Below are 26,640 nucleotides of genomic sequence, written 5' to 3'. Positions count from 1 at the left end.
GGCCCGCCTGCCGGGCCGAAGACCACGGCGTCATACCGGAGAGGTACGGGGTCCCGACCGGCGCGACTCCCGACTGACCTCGCGATCGTGCCTGGTGGGGGCGGGGGTGGCCAACGACGACTCCTAGCGTTGAGGGAGACCACCGGGAAGGGTGAGTGGCCCCGCCATGAAGAGACTGTCCAGCTTCGCCGTCAAAGATTTCCGGGCCCAGTTGCGTCAGTTGGTGCTCACCGGGGTCGCCATCGCCGTGGGTGTGGCGTTCCTGGTGCTTTCCGTGGGCGGCAGCGGCGCCCTGGTGCAGTTCTACTCCCAGACCGCGGCCGTGGAGGTCGGAAACGCCGACCTGCAGGCAGTCGCCGGCTCCGGAAGTGGCCTGCCCAAGGACGCGGCGGCGCGGGCCGGGAAGGTGCCGTCGGTGACGCGGGTGAGCGAGCGGGTGCTCGGGCACGGGAAAGTGGTCGGCCCCTCCGGGCGCCGCCTGTTGGACGACCAGGCCGTCGTCACCTCGATCGCCGCCGACTCCACCATGCGCTGGCAGCGGCTTGACGACGGCCGCTGGCCCCAGGGCGCGGGCGAAGCCGTCCTCGATCAGGGGACCGCGGAGCGTCTGGGCGCACAGCCCGGGGACACCGTCCGTCTTGTCCGGCCCGACGGCACGGCAGCGGGCGTCAAGCTGACCGGCCTGCTGGACACCAGCTCTTCGAGCACCCTCGGCTCGCAGGCCGCGATCGGCGTGCGGGACGAGGCGATGAAGACGTACGCAACCGGGCTGACCACCACACACCTCGACATGGACATCCGTAAGGGTGCGGACGCCTCCACCGTCGCCCAGGCGGTGAAGACGGCACTGCATGGCAACGCGCCCGTCTTCACACACGCCGGGGCGGTCGACAACGCGCAGCAAGAGCACCGGACCATGTACCTGGTCGTGCTGACGGCCGCGCTGTCGTTCGTGATGATCGCGATGGCGGTGGCGCGCATGGTCGTCACCAACACCTTCTCCGTGGTCCTCGCCCAACGCGCCCGCCAGCTGGCCCTGCTGCGCTGCATCGGTGCCGACCGCGGCCAGGTGCGCCGGATCATCCGCCGGCAGGGGCTCATGCTCGGCGTCCTCGCCTCGGGCACGGGTCTCGCCGTGGGCGGCGCCGCGTGCGCCCTGGTCACGGCGCTGCTGCAGCACTTCGTGGACCTCGGCCCCGTCAAGATCTCTCTGCTGCCGAACTGGATCACCTTCACCCTTGCCGGCCTCTTCGGAGCCCTGCTCACCCTGTGGGCGGTCCGCAAGCCCGCCAGGGCGGCCGCCGCCGTGCCTCCGGTGGCCGCGCTCGCACAGAGCGGGTCCGCGACGCTTCCCGAGCCGGGTCGCAAAGCCGTGCGCCAGATCTTCTCCGTACTGCTCCTGATCTTCGGCGTCTACCTGCTCACCTTCGGCGCGTTCGGCGGTTCCCTGGCGCTGCTCGATGTGACCATCGGCGCCATCTGCAGCTTCTTCGCCGTGCTCAGGTTCGCCCAGCACCTCCTGCCACCCCTGGTCGGCCTCCTGGGTATCCCGGCCCGCCGGTGGCTCGGCACGACCGGCAAGCTGGCCGCGCAGCAGCTGACGTCGAACGCGCGCCGCACCAGCGCCGCCGCCTCCGCGATGCTCGTCGGCGTCACCGTCGCCGTCTCGGCGGTGACCGCGATCGGCGCCACCAGCGGTGCCACGGAGTCCATGCTGTCGTCGGGGCTGCCCGCCGTCTTCACACTGAACACCACGGACAACAAGGTGCCCGCCGACGCGGTGGAATCCCTGCGCAGGCAACCGGAGTTGGCCGTCACCCCGGTCCGTGCCGCGACCCTCACCGTCGACGGACACAAGAGCCTGGTCATCGCCGCCGCCCCCGCACAGTTCCAGGAGGACGCCGAGGGTGTTCCCGCGGCACGCTCGCTGGGCGACGGTCAGGCCCTGACCGCCACCGCGCGCGGCTCGGTCACGGTGGCCGGTACCCGCCTCGCAGCCGACCCCGGACACTCCTCCTGGCTGAACACGCTGCTCCCCGGCGCAGACGTGTACGTCACGGAAACCACCCTCGACCGGCTCGCACCGGGCGCGACGACCGTGGCCGCTGTGTGGCTGGACCCGGCGAGCGGCTCCGACCACGACACCGCCCGCAAGGCACTCGACCGGGCCCTGTCCGACTACCCGCACATCCGGGTCTCCGACGCCGCGGCCAACGCCGTCTCCGTCCGCCACCTGCTCGACCGGATGCTGCTCGTGGTCACCACCCTGCTCGGCTTCTCCATGGCCATCGCCGCCCTGGGCGTGGCCGCCACCCTGACGCTCGCGGTCGAGGAACGCACCCGCGAGTTCGGCATGCTGCGCGCCATCGGCATGCCAGGCAGGCAACTACGCGAGATGCTCACCCTGGAATCAGTACTGCTCGCACTGACGGGCGCGATCGCCGGCACCCTCCTCGGCCTGGTCTATGGAGTGCTGGCAGTCCGCTCAATCCTTGGCGGCTCCCCCCTCGACCTCCTGACCTCGTCGAACGGCACAGCCCTGACGGTACTCGGCATCCTCGCAGCCACCGTCCTCACCGGCATCGCCGCCTCGGTCCTGCCCGCCCGCCGAGTGCGCCGCATGGCGGTCGTCGACGCCCTGCACACGAGCGGGTGATGGGCCGCTATGGACGGCCCATCGCGGATGCCGGGGGGGCATCGTGGCCCGGATCTATCCGCTGGTGACGTACTCGAGGGCCGCGGCTCAGACAACCAGGACCCGGCGCCCCCGGCTGTGGCCGGCGCGGCTGTCGGTGTGCGCTTCCGCTGCCTCGGTGAGTGAGTACGACTGCTCGACCGGGATGTGGAGTCTGCCCCGCGAGATGAGGTCGACGGCCTCGGCGAGCGCGTCCGGCACGCTCCCGGCCACGCCGGAGAACCGGACGCCCAGCTGCGGAGCGGAGAGGTCGGCGATGGAGACGACCTTGCGCGGGTCCCCGGTCAGCTCGACGAGTTCGCGGATCACGCCCGAGCCGGCCAGGTCGAGTGCCGCGTCAACCCGGCCCAGCTGCCGCACCCGTTCAACCCAGCCCTCGTCGTAGGTCGTGGCGAGGGCGCCCAGCCCTCGCAGGTACTCCTGGTTCGCAGCCCCGGCCGTGCCGATCACCGTGATGCCGCGCTCGCGGGCGATCTGCAGCACCGCTGACCCGACGCCGCCGGACGCGCCACTGACCAGCAGCGTCTGCCCGGGCCGCACGCCGACCTCGCGGATGATGCGCAGCGCGGTCTCCACCACCGACGGGTACCCGGCCGCCTCCTCGAAGGACAGTCGCTCGGGCATCCGGGCCCAGGCCGACAGCACAGCGAATTCGGCGTATGTGTCGGTGCCTTCGCCGAACACGCGGTCGCCGACCTCGACCCCCTCGACGCCCTCGCCGACCTCATCCACCACCCCGGCGGCGTCCAGTCCGACCCCGGCGGGCAGCTCGACCGGATGGGCTCCCAGGACCTGGCCCTCCCGAATCCTCCAGTCGACGGGGTTGACTCCCGCCGCCCGTACGGCGATCCGTATCCGACCGGGGCCCGCGTGGGGCTCCTCGGCTTCCACCAGTCGCAGGACCTCGGGACCGCCGAACTCGGCGAAACGAATTTTCCTCATGCGGCCCAAGGTAGCCCTAACCGTTAGGAGTTCACAACGGTTAGGGATTCATACCTGGTAGCGTCAGAGCCATGACCGAGCCGTCCGGACGCCGCGAACGCAAGAAGGCCGCGACCCGTCAGAAGATCGCTGACACCGCACTGCGCCTCTTCCTGGAGCGCGGGTACGACGCCGTGGGCATCCGAGACGTGGCAACCGAGGCCGACGTGGCCGTCACCACCGTCTTCGCCCACTTCGCCGCAAAGGAAGCCCTGGTGTTCGAGCGCGACCAGGACTTCGAGCAGCGCCTCACGCGGGCGGTAACCGACCGGCCTCCGCACGCGCCGCTCATCCCGGCCCTGCACCGCGAGGTCCAGGCCCTGGTGCGGCACTGCACGGCGGAGGGCAGTGCCCCCGTCCGACGCATGATCGAGGAATCGCCCGCCCTGCGGGAATACGAGGAGTCGATGAGCCTGCGTCACGCGCAGGCGCTGGCAGCGGCGCTGGCCGCCGATCCCCACCTGTCCCGGAGTGCGACGGCCTGCCGGGCGACCGCGCGGTTCGCCATCGACGCCTACGCGCTGGCCTGCCGGGCGGACGATCCCGGGGCCACGGTCGACGAGGTCTTCAGCATGATCGAGGCGGCCTGGGAAGCCACCGCGCCGGCCTCGACAGAGCCGTAGTCCCAGCTTGTGGTGGCACGGCTCGAATCGCCCTCCAGGACTCGGTCCGGGCGGTGGGATGCGGCGCGGCTCAGGTGTGGAGGGCGCCGGCGCGGCCGGCGAGGCGGCGGAGGCCGGACTCGACGTGCACCGGGCGCACCTGGTCGCGCCCGCACCCATCGGGCCGGACCGGACCGGGTTGCACTGGGCGAACTCAGGGGAGTCGCACGCTCAACGCGTAGAGACGGGTCGTCTGTTCGCTGTTGGTGTTGTCGTCCGACACGAGGTACAGCGGACGTTGGCCGTCGTGCGGGCCCGTGGTCCACGGCGCGCAAGTGCCATTCCCTCGACGTTCTCCAACAGCGGACTGACGATCCGTCCCGCGTGGGCGTTCCGGGGCGAGCAGCCGGTCCTCGGCGGCTGCGGCCAGTTCAGCGAGGTACATGCCCTCCTTGGCCTGGTACGCGTACTGCTGGTCGAGGCGGTAGGAGCCGCCCGGGGTACCGACGTAGCGCTGGATGCGGAGCATGTTGCGGCCGCGGGAGTCACCGTCCTCGGCCAACGCGCCCTCCATCGCGGCGTAGAGGTACCTCCCGTCCGGGGAGACGGTCAGCGACTCGATCATCCGCCCGACCTGTCCCTGGCCCTGCGGGCCGGCCCGGAACTCGGGCATGGCTGTGGTGGACCAAGAGCGGGCCGGCTTGGTGAGCACGGCCGCTGTCGGAGCCCCGCGCCGGGTGCCCCGACAGCCAGTGACGTTAGGTTGGACCATGCTCAAGATGCCGTCACGGGTCGAACTCTGCCCGCTCTCCCTCTCTGACCAGGACGAGTTCTGCACGCTCGTGCAGGCCAGCTCCGAGCTGCACCTGCCATGGATGCAGCTACCCGCGACCGCGGAGGAGTTCCAGGTCTGGATGCGCCGCTTTGACGACGGCACCAACCGGGGCTTTCTGGTCCGTGTCCGGGAGACCGGCGCAGCCGCCGGCACGATCAACATCAACTCGATCATCCGGGGCCGCTACCAGGGCGCGTCCCTCGGCTATGCGGCCTTCGCCCCGTCGGCGGGGTACGGGTACATGGCCGAAGGGCTCGCTGCCACCTTGCAGCACGCCTTCACCGACCTGCGGCTCCATCGGCTGGAGGCCAACATTCAGTCGGCGAACAAGGCATCCCTGGCCTTGGTTCAGCGGCTGGGCTTCCGCTATGAAGGGGTTTCCTCCGCCTACCTCTACATCGACGGTGGCTGGCGGGACCACGAACGCTGGGCGATCAGCGCGCCAAGCCCCTGGACACCCGATCCGTCCCTTCCCGAAGTCTGAGTCGCACGGCGCCACTTGTGAAACACGCTTCAGGCGGACCGGCCGGCGTCGTCGAAGTCGGTGGAGGCCGACAGCTCGGCCCATGCCCGCATGTCGCGCTCGAAGCTCTCGCGTCCGGCCTGGACGAGCTGCAGCGCGTCGGTGCCGAGCAGCAGGCGCTTCGGCGGCTGGTCGGCCGCCACGATGCGCAGGACCGCGGCCGCGGCCTTGTCCGGGTCGCCCGGCTGGTGCCCGCTGCCGCGGATGCGCCGGGCGCGCAGCGGCTCGAACAGCTCGTCGTAGTCGGCGATCACACGGGGTGCGCGGATCATCGAACGGCCGGCCCAGTCGGTCCGGAAACTGCCCGGCTCGACGGCGGTGACATGGATGCCGAAACCGGCGACCTCCTTGCCGAGCGTTTCGAGGATGCCCTCCACCGCGAACTTGCTGCCGTGGTAGAAGCTGAGGCCCGGCATGGTGATCAGTCCGCCCATCGAGGTGACGGCGATGAGGTGGCCCGAACGGCGCTCCCGCATCTTCGGCAGCACGGCCTTGATCACCGCCACGGTTCCGTAGACGTTCACCTCGAACTGACGGCGAAGGTCATCCATCGACGACTCCTCGAAGAGGCCGTCATGGCCGTACCCGGCGTTGGCGACGAGTACGTCGACCGGGCCCAGGTCGCGCTCGGTCTCGTCCACGACCGTGTCCACCGCGTCATGGTCGGTCACGTCCAGGATGCGGGCGTGCGCGTCGCCGGCGAGCGCCGCAAAGGCCCGTGCGTCGGCGGGCGTGCGCACCGTGCCCACCACCCGGTGGCCTGCGGCCAGCGCCGCCCGCGCGAGTGCGCGGCCCAGGCCGGTACTGACGCCGGTGATCAGGAATGTCTTGATGTCCGACACAGGAGTTCCCTTCGTGCGATGCGAACAGCGGCCGACCGGGGCGGTCAGGCCCCGGTCGGCCTCAACACGTTCCACTTCAGCACCGGAATCGGCCGCTGACCGGCTTCCGGGGGGTCCACTTCGCCCCGGGGACAGCCGGACCGGGGGACTGCCAGTCCCCCTTTCGCAGGCCGTCGGGGCGATCTTGGGCCCTATCGTGAACGGCATGGACCGCAACACAGCTCTCGGTGAGTTCCTCCGCTCTCGGCGGGCACGGATCACCCCGCGCCAGGCGGGCCTGTCCGACGACGGCGGCTCTCGGCGAGTGCCAGGACTGCGCCGCGAAGAGATCGCGCAACTGGCGGGCGTGAGCGTCGACTACTACGTACGTCTGGAACGCGGACGCCGGCTGAACGTCTCCGAGACCGTGCTGAACGCCATCTCCCGCGCGCTACGCCTCGATCCCGTCGAACGCACCCATCTGTTCCAGCTCGCCAAGCCCGCCACAGGCAGGCCCCGCCGCACGGCGACGCGTCCGCAGCCGGTCCGCCCGGGGCTGCGCGACCTGCTCCGCACTCTCGAGCACACCCCCGCCCTTGTGCTGGGGCGGCGACTGGACGTCCTTGCGTCCAACCAGATGGCACGTGCGCTGCTCACCGACTTCGACGCGCTGCCGCACCGCGAGCGGAACCTGGTGCGGTTCATGTTCTGCGACGAGACCGCCCGCTCGCTGTACACCCACTGGGACACCCACGCCCAGGACATCGTCGCCTCGCTCCGTCGTGACGCCGGACGCCATCCCCACGATCCACTGCTGGCCGAACTCGTCGGCGAACTCTCCACCAGGGATGAGGACTTCCGTCGCTGGTGGGCTGACCAGAACGTGTATCGGCACACGCATGGCAGCAAACACTTCCGCCACCCGGTGGTGGGTCCGCTCACCCTCAATTACGAGTCCCTTACCCTGCCCGCCGACCCGGACCAGCGGCTGAGTGTCTACACCGCCGAGGCAGGCTCCCACTCCGAAGAAGCGCTTCGGCTACTGGCCGCGTGGATACGGCAGCCCGAGACCTCGCACGGTCAGCACGCAGGTCATCAGCCGCCCGCCGGTCCGCGAGGAACGGTCGACCATGGTGGCTGCGTCCCATGAGCCGGGGATGGGCGTCGTGGAACATAGCCCTCCCCGGGCGTTCAATCCAAGCGCCGGCATCGTCCGCCCTCCCGGCGAGGCTGTGGTCAGTGTGCGCCTTCCCGGCCACACCGAATCCGGACGCAGTGGTGCGCCGCAGGCACGGGCCTGCGGCGCGCCTGGTGGCCGGCGAGCGATACAGCTCACCGGTCGGTTCAGGGTCGGTCGGTGACCGCGGCGACCCCAGCTTTCGGCATCGACGATGCGGCGGTGATCGTTGCGCAGGGTGGTGCCCGTAAAGGCCAGTGCGACCAGGAGGGTTGTTCAATGGGCCTTAAGGTCAGACGGGCGGCATCAGATCGCTTTCGCTGATGGTGTATGCCAACAGAGGGTAGGTGAAGTCCGTTTCATTGTTCTCGCGGCGCCGCAGTCGGTAGAACTCGCTCTTCTGCTCATCGTCAGCCGACATAAGGCGCGCACCCCGCGGGAGGTATACATGTCCGTCGTGAAACCGAACGAAGGTCTTTGACGTGCGAAAGGTTACACCCAACCATTGGTTGTCCACCGTCGGGAGGGGGGTATCCAGCACGATCTTGTGCCTGAGTCGCCGATTCGTGTCGACGGAAAACGCGACGATGCTGTTGTGGGCGAGGGGGATCTCGAACTTCTCACCACCGGACCCCTTTGATTCGAAGATCAGCTTCCTTGGCGGGCTCGCTTCGGGATGTTGGTAGCAGGAGAAGACAGCGACGAACGAATCGTCGGCCAGGTCGAGGGCTTGGTCGGAATGACTGCCCATGGTTTTGTAAGCGTTCGTGTAGTTCTCGATGAGAGCGTTGTTGAAGCCGACCGAAAGCGCCGCACGTTCTTGAATCTGTTGCGCCAGCCGTTCGTGCACTGCCCGGAAGCACTGCGCCGGGCTGCCGTATCGAGTGGTGGTACGTACGAGAGGTACACCACCCGCCTCGTCGACCCTGGTAATCACGGCGCCTCGCCGGCCTTTTCCCACGTCTTCCAAACGAACCGATGCGGACAGCTCCGCAAAGAGATTTACCTCGGTCGGCAAAGTGCACGCGATGATCTCATCCGAGATCCTAAACTCGGGGGGCAACGTAGTCTCCCGTGTTCATGCTGAAGAGAAATTCGTCGCCGTAGTCAATGATGGACGAGGTCCTGTTCTCCTCGGCGTACAGTCTGCGCAGCTCGTTCATGCCGGCCGGTGTGGGCGGCCCCAGCTTCACCAGATCTTCGGCCAGTTTGAGGAACGTGTGGCCGTTCTTGTGAACGGCTTCGGCGCTCGAACAGCGCACCACGTACCCCAGGCGGGTCGGGAGCAACTCGGCGTCCAACATCGAGGGCCGGATTTCGTGCGTATACAGGCGGTTGGTGGACAGCGGCATGAAGAACACGGAGCCGGGGTGGAGGGTCAGGGTGAACTGCGGCGGGAGCGCGACTCCGTCGCGGTCTTCGGTCCGTTCCTTGAGGCGAAAGTGGAGTTTGGTCATCCCGCTGGCACCCTTCGCACCGTAGTCAAAGGCGTCTTCGGCCAGGGGCTGCAGTTTTTCGAGCCGGTCATAGAAGGTGCAGAAGGCCATGACGCCATTGGCAGGCATGTCCTTGGTCTTGTCGGCATGGGCCGAGATCTTGGCCTTGGACTGCCTGCGCTCGGTCGCGGCGCGGGTGTTGTGGTAGATCTGAGCGAGGACGTGATTGAGCGGTGCCTGGTTCCGGAAGACGGCGGCGGCCTCGCGGTTCAGCGCCTCGACGATGCGCGTGTCGGTCGGGCGAAAGCTCTCGGTCGGCCCCGAGAGATTCGTGGAGCAGCGGAGCAGGCGGTAATGCAGTTCGTCACCGTTTCGCGTGACGGGCGTCAGATAGATTCCGCTGCGATGGGCTGTTCCAGGCTTGGTGGACTCCGTCAGGGACTGGAACGCGTGCTCCGCACAGATCCGTCCGAAGTGATCGTCGCCGATTCCGAAAAAGCCACGGTAGTACACGCCAACACCGTGTACGCGAATGGGGACTCGACCGAGGCCGACGAGGGTCCAAGACTTGTCGACGTCCTCGCGGTAACCGTGTGCCAGCTCCCGTACAACGAATACCCGGTCCGCCGCCTGCAGTTGGCGGGCGCTGATCGCGGATATGTCACCACACAGGTAGACGGTCTTCTGCGCGAGGTCGGGCGAACCAGAGGCAAGGTCCTCTGGCGTGATCGTGGACCCGAAGAAGTCCCTGATCGAGTCCTCATCTTGCAACGTCGAAGGCGCGACCAAGAGGTTGTCTGCATCCTCTATGCGGGCTTCTGTCGGCTCTGTTGTGTACATCAAACGGTACCTGTCATTCGCAGACCTTGAAAGATTGCTCAACCCCGTGGACATGGCAACGGCCCGCACTCTTTCATTCGCGTTGCGAAGCGTAAACGAAGGAGACGGGCGTTGGACCTTGATGCTCTCACCGAGCTCGAGAGCGGGCAACGGATTCTGCTGTACGGGCGGCGTGCGGAGCTGCTCGGCGAGGTCGTGAGAGGCCGGGCGGACGGCTTCCAGGGATCGGGCTGTAACCAGTTGGTGAGGCTGGTTGGTGCTAACTGGCTTGCCCCCTCCCAGCGACAATGCGTAGTCGCACCCTCCTGGGATGACCACGGCGGCCAGAGCGCCTGTGAGGTCGCAGCACATCGGCCCTGCCTGGTTGGTCTGGCATCCCGGCCCCCTTCCTGGCACCTTCACGCGCACCGCGAGAGGAGCACAGCCGGAACACCAGGGTGAAACCGCGTGGCAGAGCCCTCACGGCCCGCGGGTGAAGGTAGTGCGGGAGGTGAGGGACTGGGCCGCTCGCGCGGCGGGTTCACCACCAAGCTCCACCTGAGCGCGGAGGCGGGTGCGGTAGGCCGCCGGTGAGAGTTCCGGCCTGCCGCTGGGCCGGGACTCGGGTGCGGGCGGCCGCCACACGGGGCGGGTGCGGCGGCCGTGGGTGGGATCGGCTCGTGGTTCGAGTCAGTCAGCAGAGCGACGGATCAGCCCGGCGTCACGGCACCCTCTGGCACTCCGAACCACTCCTCCAGCGCCTCCGCCAGCCCGGCCGTCGACGTCAGCGCCTCCGCCCCCGCGTCGGCTGCCCAGGCCGTGAAGCCGTCCGGACGGACGAGGACCGCCGCTAGTTCCGGGCGGGACGGACAACCGGCCGTCAGGGTGTCGACGCGGCCGGCATACCCCGCAGCGAGGGCCCGGAATTCCGGGTCGTCGGTGAGGTCGAGCAGGAGCGCCCGGCCGCCGTGGAGGTGGTCCGCGAGGCGGCTGCCGTCGGTGAGTTCGAGGTCCGGGGTGCTGCGGCCGGTCAGCGGGTGCTCGCCCGGCAGCTCGTACCGCACCCCGCCACCGTTGAGCCGCGAGGTGAGGTACGTGGTGCCCCCGACCGTCCCCGCCAGGTCGCTGACGATCTCGCGCAGGGCCCGGGACTGCGGGTCCGGGCGCATGGCCGCGACCTGGGACCGGGTCCAGTCCAGGACCCACGCACCGACCGGGTGCCGCTCGGAGGTGTACGTGTCCAGCAGCCCTTCCGGCGCCCGGCCGCCGATCACCGCGGCGAGCTTCCAGCCGAGGTTCATCGCGTCCCCGATACCCAGGCTCAGCCCCTGGCTCCCGAACGCGGAGTGCACGTGCGCCGCGTCGCCCGCCAGCAGCACCCGGCCCTTGCGGTACTCGGTGACCTGACGGGCGTGGTCGGTGAAGCGGGTCGCGGTCCGCACCCCGGTGATCGTGACGTCCACGCCGGATACGCGGCGCAGCCGCGCCTGGAGGTCCTCGGTGGTGACCGGCGCGTCCCGGTCGGCCGGCGGGCCGTCGAACTCCACGGTGACGACGCGGCCCGGCATCGGCCCGTGGGCGTACACCCCGGTGTCCGTGGCGGTCCAGCCGACCTTCAGGTCCTCGGCGCCGGTCATCTCCACGACCGCCTGGTGACAGGTGATCTCCGGTTCCGTACCGGGAAATTCGAACCCCGCGAGCTTGCGGACCGCGCTGCGGCCGCCGTCGCAGCCCACGAGCCAGCCGGCGCGTAGGGCCCCGTGGCTGGTCCGCACGGTGACGGCCCCGTCGTCCGCGTCGAAGCCGGTCAGCTCCACTCCCCGGCGCACGTCGACGCCGAGCTCGTCCGCCCGCCCGCCGAGCAGCCGCTCGATGTCCTGCTGCGCCACGAAAGCGATCTCGGCAGCGGGTCCGGCGTCGCCGAGGCCCGGCTCCGTACGGTCGACCAGGTCGGCGCGCAGCATGATTCCGGCGAAGTGCCCGACGATCCCGAGCCCTTGGCCCGCGGCAACACCTCCGTCCCCGCCGTTCCGTTCGCGCAGGAACGACTGGAAGCGGTCCATCGCCTGCCGCTGCACCTCGGCCAGCGCGGGCAGCATGCCCCGGCGGTAGAGCGCCTCGGCGCTGGGCGTGGTGATCGCCCCGCCCTTGATCGTCGGGTTCACTTCGGTGAGGCGCTCCAGGACGGCCACCCGCGCACCTCCGAGCCGGAGCTCGCAGGCCAGCATCAGTCCGACCGGGCCGCCTCCGGCCACCACTACGTCATAGTCCATGGCGCCGACTATGACCGAGGGCCGAAGAGGCCAAAAAGGCGCCGCGGTGTCAAGGGACCGGCCCCGCGAGGAAGATGGGGCCGGCACAGACGCTGAGAACGATCAAGGAACGAGGCTCATCGGCTGTTGTCGCCGCAAGCGAGCAGGCTCGTGAGTCGGCGATCGCCTCTGGGGACGGCTTGAAGTAGCGGCGGACGTTCTCCGGCTTCTTGTGCCGGGACTTCGCCATGAGTATCAGGAGCGACGAGCCCTGCTCGCCGAGGTGGGTCAGGGCGGAGTGCCGGTATTCGTGGAGGTCCCAGCCCGTACCGGGACCGCGGAAGGCAGTGTGCTCGCCCAGCGGTGCCCGGGCCTGCCCGTACGACAGCCTGGCCGGCCCGGTGTCCGGGCAGACGTCGCGGGGGCTGACGACCTTGCCCGGCCCCGGACGGCGGTGGGTGACGAACACCGGCCCGCGGGCACGGCCCTTGAGCCGCCGGGGCAGGAGCGGAGGTGAGCCGGACGCCCGTACCACCGGCGAACACGGCCCCGGCGTCGTCACGGTCCACTTCGAAATCCCCATGCCGCCGCCGGGCCAACGCGGTGGCCGCGAGGGGTGCCACCGCCATTCATCGATTGCCGGAAGCGGATAGTCGCCTCCCGATACGGACAGGGCGGAGCCGCGGCGGCTTCTAGGGTTCCGGTGAATTCGGTGCTCAGGAGGCGTAGATGAAGAGCTGCCGCGGTGCGCGGACGGCCGTGATCGTGGGTGCGGGTGTCGCCGGTCTGACGGCGGCGTCGGCCCTGGCGCGCAGGGGGTGGCGCGTCGAGATCGCCGAGGCCGCCCCGGCGACGGCGACGTCGGGATGGGGGCTGTGCCTGACCGGCCCTGCACTGCGCGCGCTGGACGAGTTGGGACTCGCGGACAGGTGTCTGGCCGAGGGCTACGGGATGGCCGGCATCACACATGTGGACGTGAACGGCGAGTCTGCGGACCTGGTCCAGTTGCCGCGTCTGCTCGGCGCGGAGCGGCCGGCGATGGTCGGCATGGCGCGCCCCGTACTGCACCGGGTCCTGCGGGAGACGGCCGAGCGGAGTGGGGTGGTGGTGCACTACGGGATGACGGTCGCGGCGGTGGACCAGGAGCAGGAGTTCGTCCGTGTGCGGTTCTCGGACGGGACGGTCCGGCAGTTCGCGCTGCTGGTGGGCGCGGATGGCATCCGCTCGTCGGTCCGGGCCCTGCTGGGCTTGGCGACCTCGCTCGACTACCACGGGCAGATGGTCTGGCGGGCCCTGGTGCCGCGTCCGCCGTGGGCCACGTGTATCCATCAGTTCGCCGGCGAGGTCAACACAGCTGGACTCATCCCCATCTCGGGCAGCCAGGCGTACGTGTTCCTCACGGAGAACGGAGTAGGACACAGCCCCCTGCCCGATGCCGAACTCGCCCCGCGTCTGCGGCAGCTCCTTGGGGCCTTCCCGGGACGAGTGAAGGAGATCCGCCCTCTGGTGTCCGCGTCGGCGTCGGTGGTACGCCGCCCGGTCCGGACGGCGCTGTTGGCGGGTGCCTGGAACCGCGGAAACGGCGTCGTCATCGGTGACGCCGCGCATGCGCCGGCACCTCAGATGGCCAGCGGCGCGGCCCTGGCGATCGAGGACGGGCTCGTGCTGGCCCACGAACTCGCGTGTCACGAGTCGGTCGGCGCGGGACTTGAGTCGTTCGTCAACCGGCGTGCACGGCGATGCCGCACGCTCGTTCAGACCTCGGTGGCGATCGTCGGCCTGGAGCAGGCACAGCGTCACCACGAGGCGTACCCGCTGGTCAGCGCATGTCACCAGCAGATGGCCGAGCCCGCGTAACCCTCCATCCGATGCCCACCGTCGATGCCCACCGTCATCGACCGGCTGACCGAACACCTCAGCCGATCCGCCCCATACGAGGAGTGACCGATGAGCGAAACAAGCTTGATCACCCACCTGCGGCATATCGATGTCGCCATGCCGAACTTCTCCGAACAGCGCCAGTTCTACAACGAGTTATGGGGTCTGACGGAGACCGCCGGAGACACGGGTGTCTCGTTCCTGGCGGCCGAAGGCTCCCCGGAGCCGTACGTGGTACGGCTGCGCGAGGACCAGCAGAAGCGCACCGACCTCATCGCCTTCGGTGCCGCCCACCCCGCCGATGTCGACGCCCTGGCCGCGCAGTTGATCGCGCAGGGTGTGAGGCTGGTGCGGGAACCGAAGGTGCTGGACACTCCCGGAGGCGGCTATGCGGTCCGTTTCTTCGACAACGAGGGCCGTGTGGTGGAGGTCTCCGCCGACGTCACCCCACGCCGGCACCGCACGATCGAGGCACGGGAGTCCATCCCCGTGCGGCTGTCGCATGTGCTGATGAACTCGCCCACCCCCGAAGCCACGGTGGCCTGGTACATCAAGCACCTCGGCTTCCGGCTCTCGGACACCCTGTGCATCGGCGGCCGCGGCGAGATGATGTGGTTCCTGCGCTGCAACACCTACCACCACAGCTTCGGTATCGTCCGCGGCCCGCATGCGGCCTTCCACCACGCGTCCTTCGAGATGCGCGGGGTGGACGAGTTCCTGCGCGGCACGGGCCGGATGCAGCGACTGGGCATCGAGCGCCTGTGGGGTCCGGGCCGGCACCGCGCCGGTGACAACTCCTTCAGTTACTACCTCGACCGGGCGGGCAACACCGTCGAGTACACCACCGAGCTCGAAGTCGTGGACGAGGACACCTGGCATCCGCACCTCTTCGACCTGACGGACCCGGCCAACGCCGACCAGTGGGGCACGGCCAACGAGATGAACGAAGACATTGCCGCCAAGTCCCACAATGACGTCGACCCCGGGCTGTTCGTCGCCCCGCCGATCTGAGCGTTCTCGGACCGAGATGGCCAACATCCGGCCGCAAAAGGAGTTCCCACCATGACGCCGTCGTCTACGCGTGAAGCTGTGACCACTCCCCTGCACACGTTCCGCATCACCAAATCTCGGAACCCGGTCGATCTGCTCAACGCTGCCACCCGACTGTTCGGCGGCTCGATCACCACCTCTCCGCTGGACGGCCTGGCCAACGGAGAGCACGAACTGCGCGGCGTCGCCGCCTCCGACTTCGCGGTCGGCTACTTCGCCTCGCCACTCGACGTCCGCGTCGCTTCGGCGGCCGGCCGCCGCCGCTCCTACTTCGTCAACATAGGTGTTTCCGGCGCTATCGCGGCGACCTGCGGCAGCCTGCACGCGATCCTCGACAAGGCCACCGCAGGAGTCGTCAACCCCGGAGACACTCAGGAGCTGCGCCCCGCTCGCAGCCGGACGCGTTTTCTGGGTCTGCGGATCGATGCCGCCCTCGTCGACCAGGAGTTCGCCGCGCTCACCGGGCAACTGCCGACATCCACCGTACGCTTCGACTTCGCCCTGGACCTGGCCGAACCCAAGGGCCGGGCGGTGCGGCTGCTGGTGCATTCCCTCGTGGAGCAGCTGGACTCAGGAGACCCCTTGTTCCAGCGTGCGGAGCTGCCGCGCAGCCAGCTGCGGTGCATTGCCACCGCCCTGCTGCTGGCCCAGCCCCATACGCACACCGGCGAGCTTCGGGACGGCCCTCAGCCCAGTCACCCGCGCTCGTTACGCGCGGCTCTCTCCTTCGTCGAAACGAACCTCTCGGAACGCCTCACCCTCAGCGGCATTGCCGCCTCCGCAGACTGCAGCCCACGGACCGTCAGCTCCGCATTCCGCACCCAACTCGGACTGTCTCCCCTCACCTACGTGCGCAATCTGCGACTGGACCGTATCCGCGAGGACATCCTCACCTCCACCGATCACGTCAGCACCATCGCCTATCGGTGGGGCGTCTCCCACCTGGGCCGCTTCGCCGCCGAGTACCGCGACCGCTTCGACGAACTGCCCTCCGAAACGGCTGCCCGCCGGTAGCAAACCGCCCCTGGAACTGGTGGTGGTCAGGGTTCCGCGCCAAGGCGTGACGCCAGCCGTTCAGTCGAGGACCGCAGTAGCTTCGATCTCGACCAAGTGCTCGGGGATGTCCAGTGCCGCTACGCCCGGCAGCGTGGCCGGCGGGACGGGGGTGATTCCCATCCTGTCGGCGGCCCGGGTGCCCCCCTCCGGGAGCAGGGGCCCATGGGACGTGACGGATGGTGACGCCGTGCTCGTTTCGGCCGGCGCGGGCGGCGGCCATCGATCGAGGTGGACGTGCTCTCCGCGAAGGCGGAGGTGAGCCGTACCTGGAGACCGTCCGCCGCTACGTCCGCGAGGCCTCTCCGCGCGGGCGGAGGTGAACCGCGCCAGCGCCTCCTCCGCACCTACCAGCAGCACACTGAACCCGACCTGGGAGTGCTTGCCGACCTGCACGAGCGCACGGCACGGGCCTTCATCACCTGGGCCGAAGTCATCGGCGATGTCCATCTGTGGCTGGAGGCATGGCGCGCCGAGCAGGCCGCCCCCCGTGCCCCAGTGCAGGCAGCGAGGGGCCGGCGCTGGCCCGCCTGCTGACGGTGCCGAGGCAGTGGGAGCACGCGCGGGCCGTCCTCGCCCACGTGGCCGACCACACTCGTGGCTGCGGGGCTACTTGGATTCGACGTGTCCTACTGGGTCGGGTCCGGTCGTCAGTGCCTCGCAGGTGGTCTGCCAGGTAGGGGCGCCGGGGTGGAGTTGGGTGTGGAGGTAGGCCGCGGTGAGCTGGGCGAGGGCGGCGACTCGCTCGGGGTTCTCGTCGGTGGTCTCGGCGGCGTCGTATCCGGCGATCCCGCCGAGTCCGTGTTCCGCGTCGAACAGGGTGAGCAGGGTTTTGGGGCCGGGGGCGAGGGTGTAGGGGTCGGCGTGCCAGTCCGGTCCCATGTCCGTGAAGTGCCGGGAGTCGTCCTTGTCGCCGGCGACGACCAGTGCGGGTGCGGTCATGGTGGAGAAGTCGACGGCTCCGATGATCGGCCACTGCTCGGCCATGGGCCCGTTGAGGACGTCGCCGCCCCTGCCGGGGGCGGCGAGCAGTACGCCCGCCTTGATCCGGGGCTCGACGAGGCGCACCACGTTCCCGGTATCGGGGTCGGTGAGCCCGGCACCCAGCAGGAGGGCGGTGGTGAAGCCGCCGAGCGAGTGTCCGGCGAGGGCGACCTTGGCGGGGTCGATCCGTCCGGCGAGCTGCGGCACGGCGTTCTCGATCACGTCGAGCCGGTCGAGGAGGTGGCTCATGTCCTCGGCGCGGGAGCGCCAGAAGTCGGGTGCGCCGGGGGCGTCGGCGACCAGGTGGGCCAGTGTGCTGGAGGTGAGGTGGGTGGGCTGGACGACGACGAATCCGTGGGCTGCCCAGAAGTTGGCGAGCGGCCCGTAGCCGTTGAGCGAGGAGAGGTTGTTCGAGCGGCCGTGACCATGGGAGAGAAGGATGACGGGGAGGCTGGTTCCGGTCGCGGGTGCGGAGACACGTACCTGGAGATCCACGGGACGTCCGGGCACGGACAGGACTACGGGGCTGAAGGACAGGACCGGCACGGGCGCGCCCAAGGTGTCGGCGGTAGTGGATGTGCTCACGGCGTGGGTTCCCTTTCGGTGGTGCCTGCCGCCCGCCAGTCTCCTGCGGCCGGCGGGCGGACAAGGCGGTCCGAGGCGTCCCGTTTCGGCTAAGCTGAAACGGAACGCTGCTCCATTTAGTATCTGGAGCACCGCTCCGTTTTGTCAATCGGTGTCGAAGGAGAACGTGATGACCGCCGAGGGTCCCGCAGCGGATTCGCCGTCCCGAAGCAAGCGGGCCGACGCTCAGCGCAACCGGGAGACGGTGCTCACCGCCGCAGCCGGGGTGTTCGTCACCTCCGGCGTTGACGCGCCGATCCGCCAGATCGCCACCCAGGCGGGCGTAGGGATGGCCACGATCTACCGCCACTTCCCGACCAGGGCGGACCTCGTCACCGCCGTGTACCAGCACCAGATCGCGGCATGCGCCGAAGCCGGCCCGAACCTGCTGGCCAGCGCCGACTCCCCGCTCGACGCACTGCACCAATGGATCGACCTCTTCGTCGACTTCCTCGTCACCAAGCACGGCCTCGCCGACGCCCTGCAGTCCGACAGCGACCGCTTCGCCGCGCTGCACGCCTACTTCCTCGACCGCCTGCTGCCCGTCTGCGCCCAACTGCTCGACGCCGCGGTCGAGTCCGGCGACATCAAGCCCGGCACACAGCCCTACGAGCTGATGCGCGGCATCGGCAACCTATGCATCGGACGCGACAACGACCCCCGATACGACCCCCGACGCCTGATCGCCCTCCTCCTCCGGGGACTCCAGCGACCGCAGACATCCTGATGCCGTTGATCATGGAACCGATCAAGGCCGATAGCGCTCCCGTGGACGCGCTGCCCTCCTTAAAGCTGGTGGCCGCACCTCTCCCCGAGGCGCGCGCAGCAGAAGCCGGGGTGCCGTTGGCGGAGGGCGGGGACGACCCCGGCTACCTCATCCCGCAGGACGTCGCAGCGCCGGGCATGCCCAACGGCGCCCGCCGCGTGGACAAATGGACATCCAAGCTGACCGACGGCCAGCTCTCGGAACTCCGCCACCTACACTCGGACCCCTTCAGCGACGACGAGTTCAACAGGGGCGTACGGTTCATCGACTCCACCAGCACCAACGAGGCCGATAAGTACCTCAAGGACTTCTTCGTCAAGTCGCCCGACAGCCCCTCCCCTGCCGTACGCATCCAACGCCTTTGGGCCAACGGGCGCCAAGGCGCCGGACACCGACTTCCCCGCCGCGGGCCTTTAGCCTCGGCCGGTGGCCCGGAGACGTCCAGCCCCTTGAGGATCTCGGCATAGAGGGCAGCGATACGAGCGATTCCCCCGGGCCCGGCGTCGTTGAGCCGGGCGGCGGCGGGCGCTGCGGGTCACGCATCCGTGGTCTCCGCGCGAGCGGAGGTGGGCCGGAATCGGCCGCCGACACCGCCGCCCAAGCCCTGTCCTCTCCGCGCAGGCGGAGGTGAACCGCGCCAGGTGGCAAGGGTGAGGCCGCAGATGGCGTCCTCTCCACGAAGGCGGAGGTGAGCCGATGTCCGTTACGTCTGGGCCATTGGGGAACGGCTCCGCAAGCTCGGCATCGAACCCTCGGAGACCCGCTCGACCGCCCTGTTCCAGCTCGCCGCCGAACTCCCCACCGCTGTTCTCGCCCGTACCCTCGGCATCGACATCACCGTCGCCGTCACATGGCAGCGAGCCGCGGCCGCGGCCGGGGACTGGGGCGCCTACGCCACTGACGTCGGCCGCCGGCTGGGGCAGGCCGATGTCACAGATTCCCCGACCACCAGTTGCGCAACAGCGAAGGAGGGCTTCGATGAGGAGTGAACCGGTCACCGAGGAGTCGATCGCCGAGGCACGGAAGTTGGCTCTTGAGGAGCCGAGCACCGGTGGGCCGGTTCTGGCCCGGCGCCTGCTGGAGTTCGGATGGCGAATCGATCGCGAGCGGCCCTCTGCGCGCATCCCGTATTTCGAGGAAGCCGCCGGAATCTATCGGGGCCTCCTCGCCGACGGATTCGAAGAACACCTCGCAGCCGCCACGCATGCGATCTCCTCGCTCGGCAAGCAGTACTCGCTTGCGCACGCCGATGATCGTTCCTTGGCCGCGAAAACCGAGGCCGCAACACTTGCCCGGCAGCTGAACCGTCAACGCGAGGACGGAGACAAGGAGATAAAGATCCTCGGCGCGTTCGCTCACGGCCTTGCCGAGGCCGGCCAGTTCGAACGGGCCGTTACCGCTCAACGGGAGGTGGTCGACCTTTACCGCGCGACGGAAGGCCCTGGAGGCTACCCCTCACCTAATGGCGTCGTGTGGTCGCTACTCGATCTGGCGATCTACCTCGATCTGGCCGGGCAGACCGACGCAAGCCTGGAGATCGAACGCGACGCGCTCCAGCTCAAGCGCCTCATGACCGCAGCCGATCCCCGGCGTCTGCCTGGACTGGCGATCTGGCTCGCTGGTGTCTCACCCCGGTTCACCGACACGGGGCATCCGCGCGAAGCCAGCAAGCTCCTGGACGAAGCCATCGTCGCCTGCGACCTGCTTCCGCCCGAAGGCGACCGCGGGAACTTCGGATTCCAACAGGCCGTCCAGGCCTCATTGTTCGCCAGGTCCGGCGCCCGAGACGAGCGCATCAGCGGCGGCCGGACGATCCCGATCGGCGTCAGCCCAGATCCCCAGGCCCTCCAGCCAGTACTCGGCGTGAGCTTCAACTGGTGGTCCTTCAGCGTCCGGCAGGCCTACCGCGCTGGACGCGAGGCCATCGACGACGCGATCTCCGCGACCGGAGACCGGTCCACACTCGATCCCGCACAGTTGACCGAGGTCGGGACTCTCCTGCGCCGCCGCAGCATCCGCCAATCGGTCGCCTTCAACTGCATCCCGCAGCAGTTCACCGAGAAGGTCCTCCCCGCGCTGACTGAAAGCGTCGCCCTCGAACGCCAGCTTCTCGCCGCTCGCCCGAACAACGGTCCGCGACGCTTGATCCGATCGCTGACTGACCAAGCAATCGGGCACCTGGTCGTCGGCGCGAACTCGACGGCAGGTGAGACCCTCCGTGAAGCTCACGACCTGTCCGCAGCCCATAACGACCCAATTTGACCCGCCCCAAGGGCGAGCCGACCAGGCATTCGGACAGTTCCAATACCCGACCCCACCATTACACGTCCAGGCATCTGGAAGGCATCCGAGCTGCAGTGGAGCCTTGCCCACCACGGCCTGGTCATCTCGGCCGTCTCCGCGCGAGCGGAGGTGGGTCGAGGTGACCAACAAGGGCGGCACGGGCTGGTGGTCTCCGCGCGAGCGGAGGTGAACCGCGGCATGACGGGGCATTCAGTGGCCGACCTCCCGACCGCGGTGCGGTCCGGTTACGGCCTGGCGGGCCGGCGTGTCCGCACACTCCACCGGCCATCGGCGCGGGTGAGGTGGAGCGGGTGGTCGAAGCACTTGCCGACCTGATCACTGGTCAGGACCTCGGAGACCGGCCCCGAGGCCAGACAGCGCCCGTCTCTCAGCAGCATGGCGTGCGTCGTACCGGGAGGAAGCTCCTCGAGGTGGTGGGTGACCAGAACCGACGACAGCTCCGGGTAGGTGTGCTGGAGCGTGTCGATCCGCTCGATGAGCTGCTCCCGGCCGGCGACATCCAGTCCCGTCGCGGGCTCATCCAGCAGCAGCAACCGCGGACTGGGCATGAGCGCGCGGGCGATCAGAGCCCTGCCACGCTCCCCCTGAGACAAGGTGGGCCATCGCGCGTCACGACGGTCACCGAGACCGAGCAGCTCGATGAGTCGGTCGGCACTGGCGGCCTGCTCGGGCGTCGGACTCCACCGAGGGACAGGTTCGATGGTGTTGGTCAGCCCGGTCAGCACGACGTCCCGAACCTTCAGCGGCGACCCCGGTCCGTGGCGGGGGTCCACATGCCCTACGTAGGACCGAAGTTGGCGCAGGTCGACACGGCCCAGCTGGTGGCCCAAGACCTCCACGGTGCCCTTGGTGGGGTGGGCACGTGCCCCCAGGAGGCTGAGCAGGGTGCTCTTGCCGGCGCCGTTGGCACCGAGCAGCGCCCAGTGCTCACCCGGCCGTACGGTCAACGACACATCGTTCAGGATCGGATTGCCGTCGCGGACGAGGTCGACACCGTCCACGCGGAGTACGGAGGATCGGGAGCCGCTCACCGTTCGGCCTGCCCGGCTCGGTTGACGGCTGACAGGACGGCGTGGACCGACGCGGCGAGAATGGAGGTGTCCCACCCGGCTCCCCAGCACGTGGTCCCGTCCACCCGGCACTCGGCGTAGGCGACGGCAGGGCTGCCGGGCCCCGCGGCGGTGGCGTGCTCGGCGTAGTTGAGGATGTCGACGGTGATGCCTGCCCCGCCGAGGGCGTGGGCCAGCGCCGACAGCGGTCCGTTGCCGGTGCCCTGGTGCGAGCGGTCCTGCCCGTTCTCGGTGAGTACACAGGTGAACTGATGCTCGCCGGGCTCGGTTTCGGTGGTGCTCCAAGAACTCAACGTGACCGGACCGCTCTGGGCCGGGGCGATGTAAGTGGTGTCGAAGAGCTTCCACAGGTCCTCGTGCGAGAGCTCCTGTCCGCTGGCGTCGGTGGCTTGCTGCACCGTACGGGAGAAGTCCGGGCGCATCGCCTTGGGCAGGTCCAGGCCGTGGTGGGCGTGGAGCAGATGGGCGATGCCGCCCTTGCCGGACTGGGAGTTGATGCGGATGACTTCCTCGTAGGTACGGCCGATGTCACCCGGGTCGATGGGCAGGTATGGCACCGCCCAGGGAGCCTCCTCGGGCGAAATGCCTTGTTCGGCAGCCTGCTTGACGTGGTGCGCCATGCCCTTGGAGATGGCGTCCTGGTGGGTTCCGGAGAAGGCGGTGTGGACGAGGTCGCCGACGTAGGGGTGGCGAGGGTGGATGGGCAGCCGGTTGCCATGCTCCACCACCTCGCGCACGGCGTCGATGTCGGAGAAGTCGATCATGGGATTGACTCCCTGTGCGTACAGGTTGAGCGCCAGCGTGACCAGGTCGACGTTGCCGGTCCGCTCACCGTTGCCGAACAGACAGCCCTCCACCCGCTGCGCCCCTGCCAGGACGGCCAGTTCGGCGCAGGCAACCCCGGTACCTCGGTCGTTGTGGGGGTGCACGGAAAGGATCACCCCATCACGCCGCGCCAGATGGCGGTCCATGTACTCGATCTGGTCCGCGTACACGTTGGGGGTGGCGATCTCCACCGTCGCCGGCAGGTTGTGGATCACCGGCCGGTCCGGGGAAGCCTGCCACAGCTCCGACACGCTGTTGCAGACGTCCAGGACGAAGTCCGGTTCGGTGAGGTTGAAGACCTCGGGGGAGAACTCGAACCGGATATCGGCCCCAGACCGCTCCTCGGCACGCCGCATCAGGTAGGTGGCGGCTTCCAGGATCAACCCCTGGAGCTCGGCGCGAGAACGTCCCAGGACCACGTTCCGCCACGTCGGAGCGGTGGCGGTGTAGAGGTGCACGACGGTGCGGGGAAGTCCTTCGACGGAGGCGACGGTGCGGTCGATCAGGTCGGCACGGGCGGCGGTGAAGACGGAGATGGTCACGTCGTCGGGCACCGCGTCGCTGGTGGCCAGATGGCGTACGAAGTCGAAGTCGGTCTGACTGGCGGAGGGATAGCCGACCTCGATCTCCTTATAGCCCATCGTGACCATCAGGTCGAACATCCGGCGCTTGCGCTCGGTGTCCATCGGCTCGGCCAGCGCCTGGTTGCCGTCACGCAGATCGACGGGTACCCACAGGGGAGCCTGTTCGAGCCGGCGCGACGGCCAGCTCCGGTCCGTCAGCGGCAGGGCCACCCGAGCGTGCGCCGGTTGGTAGCGCTGGTGCGGCATCGCGCTCGGCCGCTGCGGGTTCCACGCGGGAGCATCCGCGGGAACGGGCCCGGACGGGGTGCGCAGCGTGGGGAAAACCTGGATCTGGGATGAAGCCATGGTGCAGAACGTCCTTCAGTCAGTTGTCCGGCGACCGGCGCAGCCCGACACCCGCTGCGGGGTGCCGGTCCGTCAGACCCCGCAGCGGCAACCGAGAAGAAGGAGCTCGCACAGCGACATGCCGGGTACAGTAACCACAGCTGAACACCTCAGACAACCTGAGAAGTAAAAAGAGAAGGTGAACGTCGCATGCCACTAGGCGCTTTGCGGCCGACCCCCTTGGTCGAGCAAGCCACTGAACGCCTGCGCGAGCAGATCACCAAGGGTGAGTGGACCGTCGGAACGAAACTCCCGGGTGAGAACGCCCTCGCCCAAATCCTCGGCGTAGGCCGCTCAACCGTTCGCGAAGCGCTGCGCGCGCTCGCCGGCGCGGGACTGGTGCAGGCACGCCAAGGCGCCGGGGTCTTCGTCATCGCCACCAAGCCCACGGAGGACTGGCCCACCCAGCTGCGCCGGGCGGCCGTCACCGACGTCTACGAAGTCCGCATGCTCATCGAGGTCGAGGCCGCTCAGATGGCCGCGCAGCGCCGCACGGACGATGACCTCACCGCGCTCAATGCGGCCCTGGCTCAGCGCCGTGACGCCGCGAAGGCCGGCAACGCCGAGTTCGTCGATGCCGACATCGCCCTGCACACGGCCGTGGTCGCCGCCGCGCATAACCCCGTACTCATTGCTCTGTTCAGCGAGTTCGTACCAGTACTGCGTCAGGGTCTGATCGATCTGGTCGAGCTGCTCAACCTGCGGACCGACAACCCGAACCACGGCGACGACGAACACACCCTCCTCGTGGAGGCCATCGAACGGGCGGACGCCGAAGCGGCCGGACGGACCCTGCGGGAGGAACTGAAACAGACGCTCACCCGACTCCAAGCCATCTGACCTGTGCCGTCCGATTGCTGTCGATCCGGAAAGCGATAGCCAACGACTCCTCTCTTCCCATTCGTGGGCCGCGGGCTCCTACCTCGCCTCGCGACTGGCCGACACCGCGCGGACTGCCTGCGTCCACTACCCGGGCCGGGCGGAACGCCGGCCCGGCTCGCTGTGCACCGATGTGGACGCGCTCGCCGACGAGGTGTCCGAAGCGCTTGGCACATGGCGCGAGGACGGGCCCGTGATCCTCTTCGGGCAGAGCCTGGGGCCGCGGCGGTCGAGGGCGGTGTCGCCCAGGCGCTCGGCGCCACGCTCTTCGAGCATGTCCGCCTCGACGAGCACGGCGCGGTGGAGACGGCCGCCTTCCGCCGCTACCGCCTACCCCAATACGCGGATGTCCCGCGCACCGAGGTCCACTTCATGGAGACGGCGGACACGATCGGCCCGCCGGGCGCCAAGTCGATGAGCGAGAGCCCCTTCAACCCGGTCGCCCCCGCCTTCACCAACGCCCTCCGCGACGCGACCGGCCTCCGTTTCACCGGCCTCCCCCCTGACCCGCGAACCGGGTCTGGCTCGCCCTCCATCAGGCAGGCGTGACGGATCATCCGAGCGAGCACAGCCCCTCGTAGAAGCCGCGAAGTCCGGTTGCCGGTCGACGAGATGGGTCTTCCGCTCGCGTTGCCGTGCCCGTGGGTTCGTAGTCCGCCCTCCCGGTGCCGGCAGTAGGCTGTCAGCTCGTTTCTCGGCAACGGAAAGAGCCACGGGGAGAGGTGAGTGTCCTGCACAGGCACGAGACAATGCGCGACAGACTCAGGTCGATTCCGGTCTTCGCGGACGTGGGTGGCGCCCGCTTCCAGGAGCGCGGCCTGCCGGACAACCCCCTGCCCGCGATCGGCGCGTGGATTCTCGCGGCGGGTGCGGCGGGCCAGCAGGAGCCGCACGCCATGAGCCTGTGCACGGTCGACGCGTCGGGGGCGCCGTCCAGCCGGGTCCTGATCGTCAAGGACATCGACGACGACCACCTGTTCTTCGCGACCCCGTCCGACAGCCGCAAGGGCCTCGACATCGCCGCGAATCCGCGGGTGGCGGCGCACTTCCACTGGCCGTCGGTCGGCCGGCAGGTACGGATCACGGGAACCGCGGCCGACCAGGGCCGCCCCGCCTCCGAGCGGGACTTCGCCGAGAGAGGACGCGGCTCCCGGCTCGCCGCACACCTCCACCGGCCCGGCCCGCTCCCCGACCGACAGGCGGCCCTGACCGAGTTCGCCCGCCTCGACGCACTCCACACGGGCGACGTACCGTGCCCGCCGGCCTGGACCCGCTACGCCCTCACCCCCACCGAGGTGGAATTCTGGGAGGCGAGCGTCGACCGGGTCCACCACCGGGTCGTCTACCGCAGGGACACACCCCACACCGACTGGCGCCACGAACTGCTGTGGCCCTGAACCACCACGCGAGGGCTGAGGAGAGCAGGATCAGCGGCACCCTGCAGAAACGCGGGGCGGTGGCCGCCGACGGGGCGGGCGGTGGCGCCGTCCCAGGTGACAGGAGTGAGACAGGTCCGCCCGGGGCGGTACGGACTTCGCCGCTCAGCGGGATACGGGGCAGGGAAGGCAGCGGACGTCCGGTCAGCCCCGCGAGGAGCGCGGCAAGCAGGGTGTAGGCGGGAGCCAGGGTCGCGTACGGTTTGCCCGGAAGGCCCAGAATCCAGCGCGCGTGCGCGAGTTGGGCGAGGAGTTGCGGATGGCCGGGACGGCAGGCGACCGCGTCCACCACCCAGTGCGCACCCGACTCGGTAAGAAGCGTCCGCAGTTTGTCGGTGGCACCGACCGAGGTGGAGCCCGTGACCACGACCACGTCGGCGTCGTACGGAGTGGTGTGCACGGCGGTGGCCGGCGATCCGGCGGGGCGGTCGGGGATGTGCTGTACGGCGGTGACTTCGCCGCCGAGGGTGTCGACCAGCGGTGGCAGCAGCGGGCCCAGTGCGTCGCGTACGCGTCCGGGGCCGGGCCGGCCGGTGTGGGTGAGTTCGCGCGCCCGTGCCCACGGCACGTCGCGGCGCGAGATGGTCACCGGATCTGCGGCGAGGAGGGTCATGCGCCCAGGGTGCCGCCGTCGCTTTTCCCCGACGGCGTATCAGGTTGCC

Annotated in this window: 22 protein-coding genes and 3 pseudogenes; 13 read left to right on the top strand and 12 right to left on the bottom strand. The window is 69.2% G+C overall.

What is annotated here, in order from left to right; genetic code table 11:
* Nucleotides 1-166: 166 nt before the first annotated feature.
* Entirely contained in the window at nt 167-2,656 is a 2,490-nt protein-coding gene (locus ACWC9R_RS13860) for an FtsX-like permease family protein (protein ID WP_450731402.1), read from the top strand.
* Nucleotides 2,657-2,743: 87 nt separating this feature from the next.
* Here the strand turns inward: ACWC9R_RS13860 and ACWC9R_RS13855 are convergent, their stop codons facing one another.
* Entirely contained in the window at nt 2,744-3,637 is an 894-nt protein-coding gene (locus ACWC9R_RS13855) for an NADP-dependent oxidoreductase (protein ID WP_450731401.1), read from the bottom strand.
* A 71-nt stretch (nt 3,638-3,708) separates the two neighbouring features.
* On the opposite strand from ACWC9R_RS13855, the gene ACWC9R_RS13850 reads away from it, so the two are divergent.
* A complete protein-coding gene (locus ACWC9R_RS13850) occupies nt 3,709-4,299 on the top strand; it encodes a TetR/AcrR family transcriptional regulator (RefSeq protein ID WP_450731399.1) in 591 nt (196 codons plus the stop codon).
* 193 nt (nt 4,300-4,492) lie between these two features.
* On the opposite strand, the gene ACWC9R_RS13845 is transcribed toward ACWC9R_RS13850, so the two are convergent.
* Nucleotides 4,493-4,951 carry an esterase-like activity of phytase family protein gene (locus ACWC9R_RS13845; protein ID WP_450731397.1) on the bottom strand — a complete coding sequence of 153 codons (459 nt, stop codon included), beginning with the start codon at nt 4,949-4,951 and terminating at the stop codon, nt 4,493-4,495.
* A 97-nt stretch (nt 4,952-5,048) separates the two neighbouring features.
* Here ACWC9R_RS13845 and ACWC9R_RS13840 point away from each other — a divergent pair, with 97 nt between their 5' ends.
* A complete protein-coding gene (locus ACWC9R_RS13840) occupies nt 5,049-5,597 on the top strand; it encodes a GNAT family N-acetyltransferase (protein ID WP_450731395.1) in 549 nt (182 codons plus the stop codon).
* Between the two features lie 29 nt (nt 5,598-5,626).
* Here the strand turns inward: ACWC9R_RS13840 and ACWC9R_RS13835 are convergent, their stop codons facing one another.
* Nucleotides 5,627-6,478, bottom strand: coding sequence for an oxidoreductase (locus ACWC9R_RS13835; RefSeq protein ID WP_450731393.1), 852 nt, complete (start codon nt 6,476-6,478; stop codon nt 5,627-5,629).
* A 205-nt stretch (nt 6,479-6,683) separates the two neighbouring features.
* On the opposite strand from ACWC9R_RS13835, the gene ACWC9R_RS13830 reads away from it, so the two are divergent.
* A complete protein-coding gene (locus ACWC9R_RS13830; RefSeq protein ID WP_450731391.1) occupies nt 6,684-7,607 on the top strand; it encodes a helix-turn-helix domain-containing protein in 924 nt (307 codons plus the stop codon).
* Nucleotides 7,608-7,926: 319 nt separating this feature from the next.
* Here ACWC9R_RS13830 and ACWC9R_RS13825 read toward each other — a convergent pair whose 3' ends face one another.
* The 4 genes and pseudogenes from ACWC9R_RS13825 to ACWC9R_RS13810 form a co-directional block, all read right to left on the bottom strand.
* Nucleotides 7,927-8,652, bottom strand: coding sequence for a hypothetical protein (locus ACWC9R_RS13825; protein ID WP_450731389.1), 726 nt, complete (start codon nt 8,650-8,652; stop codon nt 7,927-7,929).
* A gap of 28 nt (nt 8,653-8,680) precedes the next feature.
* Complete coding sequence (locus ACWC9R_RS13820; RefSeq protein ID WP_450731388.1) at nt 8,681-9,910, bottom strand: hypothetical protein; 1,230 nt, start codon at nt 9,908-9,910, stop codon at nt 8,681-8,683.
* Between the two features lie 689 nt (nt 9,911-10,599).
* Complete coding sequence (locus tag ACWC9R_RS13815) at nt 10,600-12,162, bottom strand: FAD-dependent oxidoreductase (protein WP_450731386.1); 1,563 nt, start codon at nt 12,160-12,162, stop codon at nt 10,600-10,602.
* A 116-nt stretch (nt 12,163-12,278) separates the two neighbouring features.
* Nucleotides 12,279-12,664 (bottom strand): annotated as a pseudogene (locus ACWC9R_RS13810) (site-specific integrase); the annotation flags it as partial.
* 206 nt (nt 12,665-12,870) lie between these two features.
* On the opposite strand from ACWC9R_RS13810, the gene ACWC9R_RS13805 reads away from it, so the two are divergent.
* From ACWC9R_RS13805 to ACWC9R_RS13795, 3 genes are all read left to right on the top strand, one after another.
* Nucleotides 12,871-13,998, top strand: a complete 1,128-nt coding sequence (locus ACWC9R_RS13805) for an FAD-dependent monooxygenase (RefSeq protein ID WP_450731384.1) — start codon at nt 12,871-12,873, stop codon at nt 13,996-13,998.
* 90 nt (nt 13,999-14,088) lie between these two features.
* Nucleotides 14,089-15,030, top strand: coding sequence for a VOC family protein (locus ACWC9R_RS13800; protein WP_450731383.1), 942 nt, complete (start codon nt 14,089-14,091; stop codon nt 15,028-15,030).
* A 78-nt stretch (nt 15,031-15,108) separates the two neighbouring features.
* Nucleotides 15,109-16,083 carry an AraC family transcriptional regulator gene (locus ACWC9R_RS13795; protein ID WP_450731381.1) on the top strand — a complete coding sequence of 325 codons (975 nt, stop codon included), beginning with the start codon at nt 15,109-15,111 and terminating at the stop codon, nt 16,081-16,083.
* 60 nt (nt 16,084-16,143) lie between these two features.
* Here ACWC9R_RS13795 and ACWC9R_RS13790 read toward each other — a convergent pair.
* Nucleotides 16,144-16,284: pseudogene (locus ACWC9R_RS13790) on the bottom strand (RidA family protein); the annotation flags it as partial.
* Nucleotides 16,285-16,731: 447 nt separating this feature from the next.
* Nucleotides 16,732-17,691 carry an alpha/beta hydrolase family protein gene (locus tag ACWC9R_RS13785; protein WP_450731379.1) on the bottom strand — a complete coding sequence of 320 codons (960 nt, stop codon included), beginning with the start codon at nt 17,689-17,691 and terminating at the stop codon, nt 16,732-16,734.
* Nucleotides 17,692-17,860: 169 nt separating this feature from the next.
* On the opposite strand from ACWC9R_RS13785, the gene ACWC9R_RS13780 reads away from it, so the two are divergent.
* The 3 genes from ACWC9R_RS13780 to ACWC9R_RS13770 all read left to right on the top strand — a co-directional run bounded on the left by ACWC9R_RS13780 (nt 17,861) and on the right by ACWC9R_RS13770 (nt 20,758).
* Nucleotides 17,861-18,457 carry a TetR/AcrR family transcriptional regulator gene (locus ACWC9R_RS13780; RefSeq protein WP_450731377.1) on the top strand — a complete coding sequence of 199 codons (597 nt, stop codon included), beginning with the start codon at nt 17,861-17,863 and terminating at the stop codon, nt 18,455-18,457.
* Between the two features lie 11 nt (nt 18,458-18,468).
* Complete coding sequence (locus ACWC9R_RS13775; protein WP_450731375.1) at nt 18,469-18,963, top strand: hypothetical protein; 495 nt, start codon at nt 18,469-18,471, stop codon at nt 18,961-18,963.
* Between the two features lie 511 nt (nt 18,964-19,474).
* Nucleotides 19,475-20,758, top strand: a complete 1,284-nt coding sequence (locus ACWC9R_RS13770) for a tetratricopeptide repeat protein (RefSeq protein ID WP_450731373.1) — start codon at nt 19,475-19,477, stop codon at nt 20,756-20,758.
* Between the two features lie 266 nt (nt 20,759-21,024).
* On the opposite strand, the gene ACWC9R_RS13765 is transcribed toward ACWC9R_RS13770, so the two are convergent.
* Complete coding sequence (locus ACWC9R_RS13765) at nt 21,025-21,801, bottom strand: ABC transporter ATP-binding protein (RefSeq protein WP_450731371.1); 777 nt, start codon at nt 21,799-21,801, stop codon at nt 21,025-21,027.
* Nucleotides 21,802-21,827: 26 nt separating this feature from the next.
* Nucleotides 21,828-23,624, bottom strand: a complete 1,797-nt coding sequence (leuA, locus tag ACWC9R_RS13760; RefSeq protein WP_450731370.1) for a 2-isopropylmalate synthase — start codon at nt 23,622-23,624, stop codon at nt 21,828-21,830.
* 189 nt (nt 23,625-23,813) lie between these two features.
* On the opposite strand from leuA, the gene ACWC9R_RS13755 reads away from it, so the two are divergent.
* From ACWC9R_RS13755 to ACWC9R_RS13745, 3 genes and pseudogenes are all read left to right on the top strand, one after another.
* Nucleotides 23,814-24,503, top strand: coding sequence for a FadR/GntR family transcriptional regulator (locus ACWC9R_RS13755; RefSeq protein WP_450731368.1), 690 nt, complete (start codon nt 23,814-23,816; stop codon nt 24,501-24,503).
* A 264-nt stretch (nt 24,504-24,767) separates the two neighbouring features.
* Nucleotides 24,768-25,123, top strand: a pseudogene (locus ACWC9R_RS13750) (molybdopterin cofactor-binding domain-containing protein); the annotation flags it as partial.
* 168 nt (nt 25,124-25,291) lie between these two features.
* Nucleotides 25,292-25,939 (top strand): pyridoxine/pyridoxamine 5'-phosphate oxidase, encoded by a 648-nt coding sequence (locus tag ACWC9R_RS13745; RefSeq protein ID WP_450731366.1) that lies wholly within the window; start codon nt 25,292-25,294, stop codon nt 25,937-25,939.
* Here the strand turns inward: ACWC9R_RS13745 and ACWC9R_RS13740 are convergent.
* Nucleotides 25,824-26,591, bottom strand: a complete 768-nt coding sequence (locus tag ACWC9R_RS13740; protein WP_450731364.1) for a molybdopterin-binding protein — start codon at nt 26,589-26,591, stop codon at nt 25,824-25,826. The two genes, ACWC9R_RS13745 and ACWC9R_RS13740, sit on opposite strands and share 116 nt — an antisense overlap.
* Nucleotides 26,592-26,640: the final 49 nt, after the last annotated feature.

It is taken from the genome of Streptomyces sp. NPDC001219 (assembly GCF_053597915.1).
The sequence above is the reverse complement of the archived record's forward strand: the minus strand, read 5'-3'. Positions and strand labels throughout refer to the sequence as shown.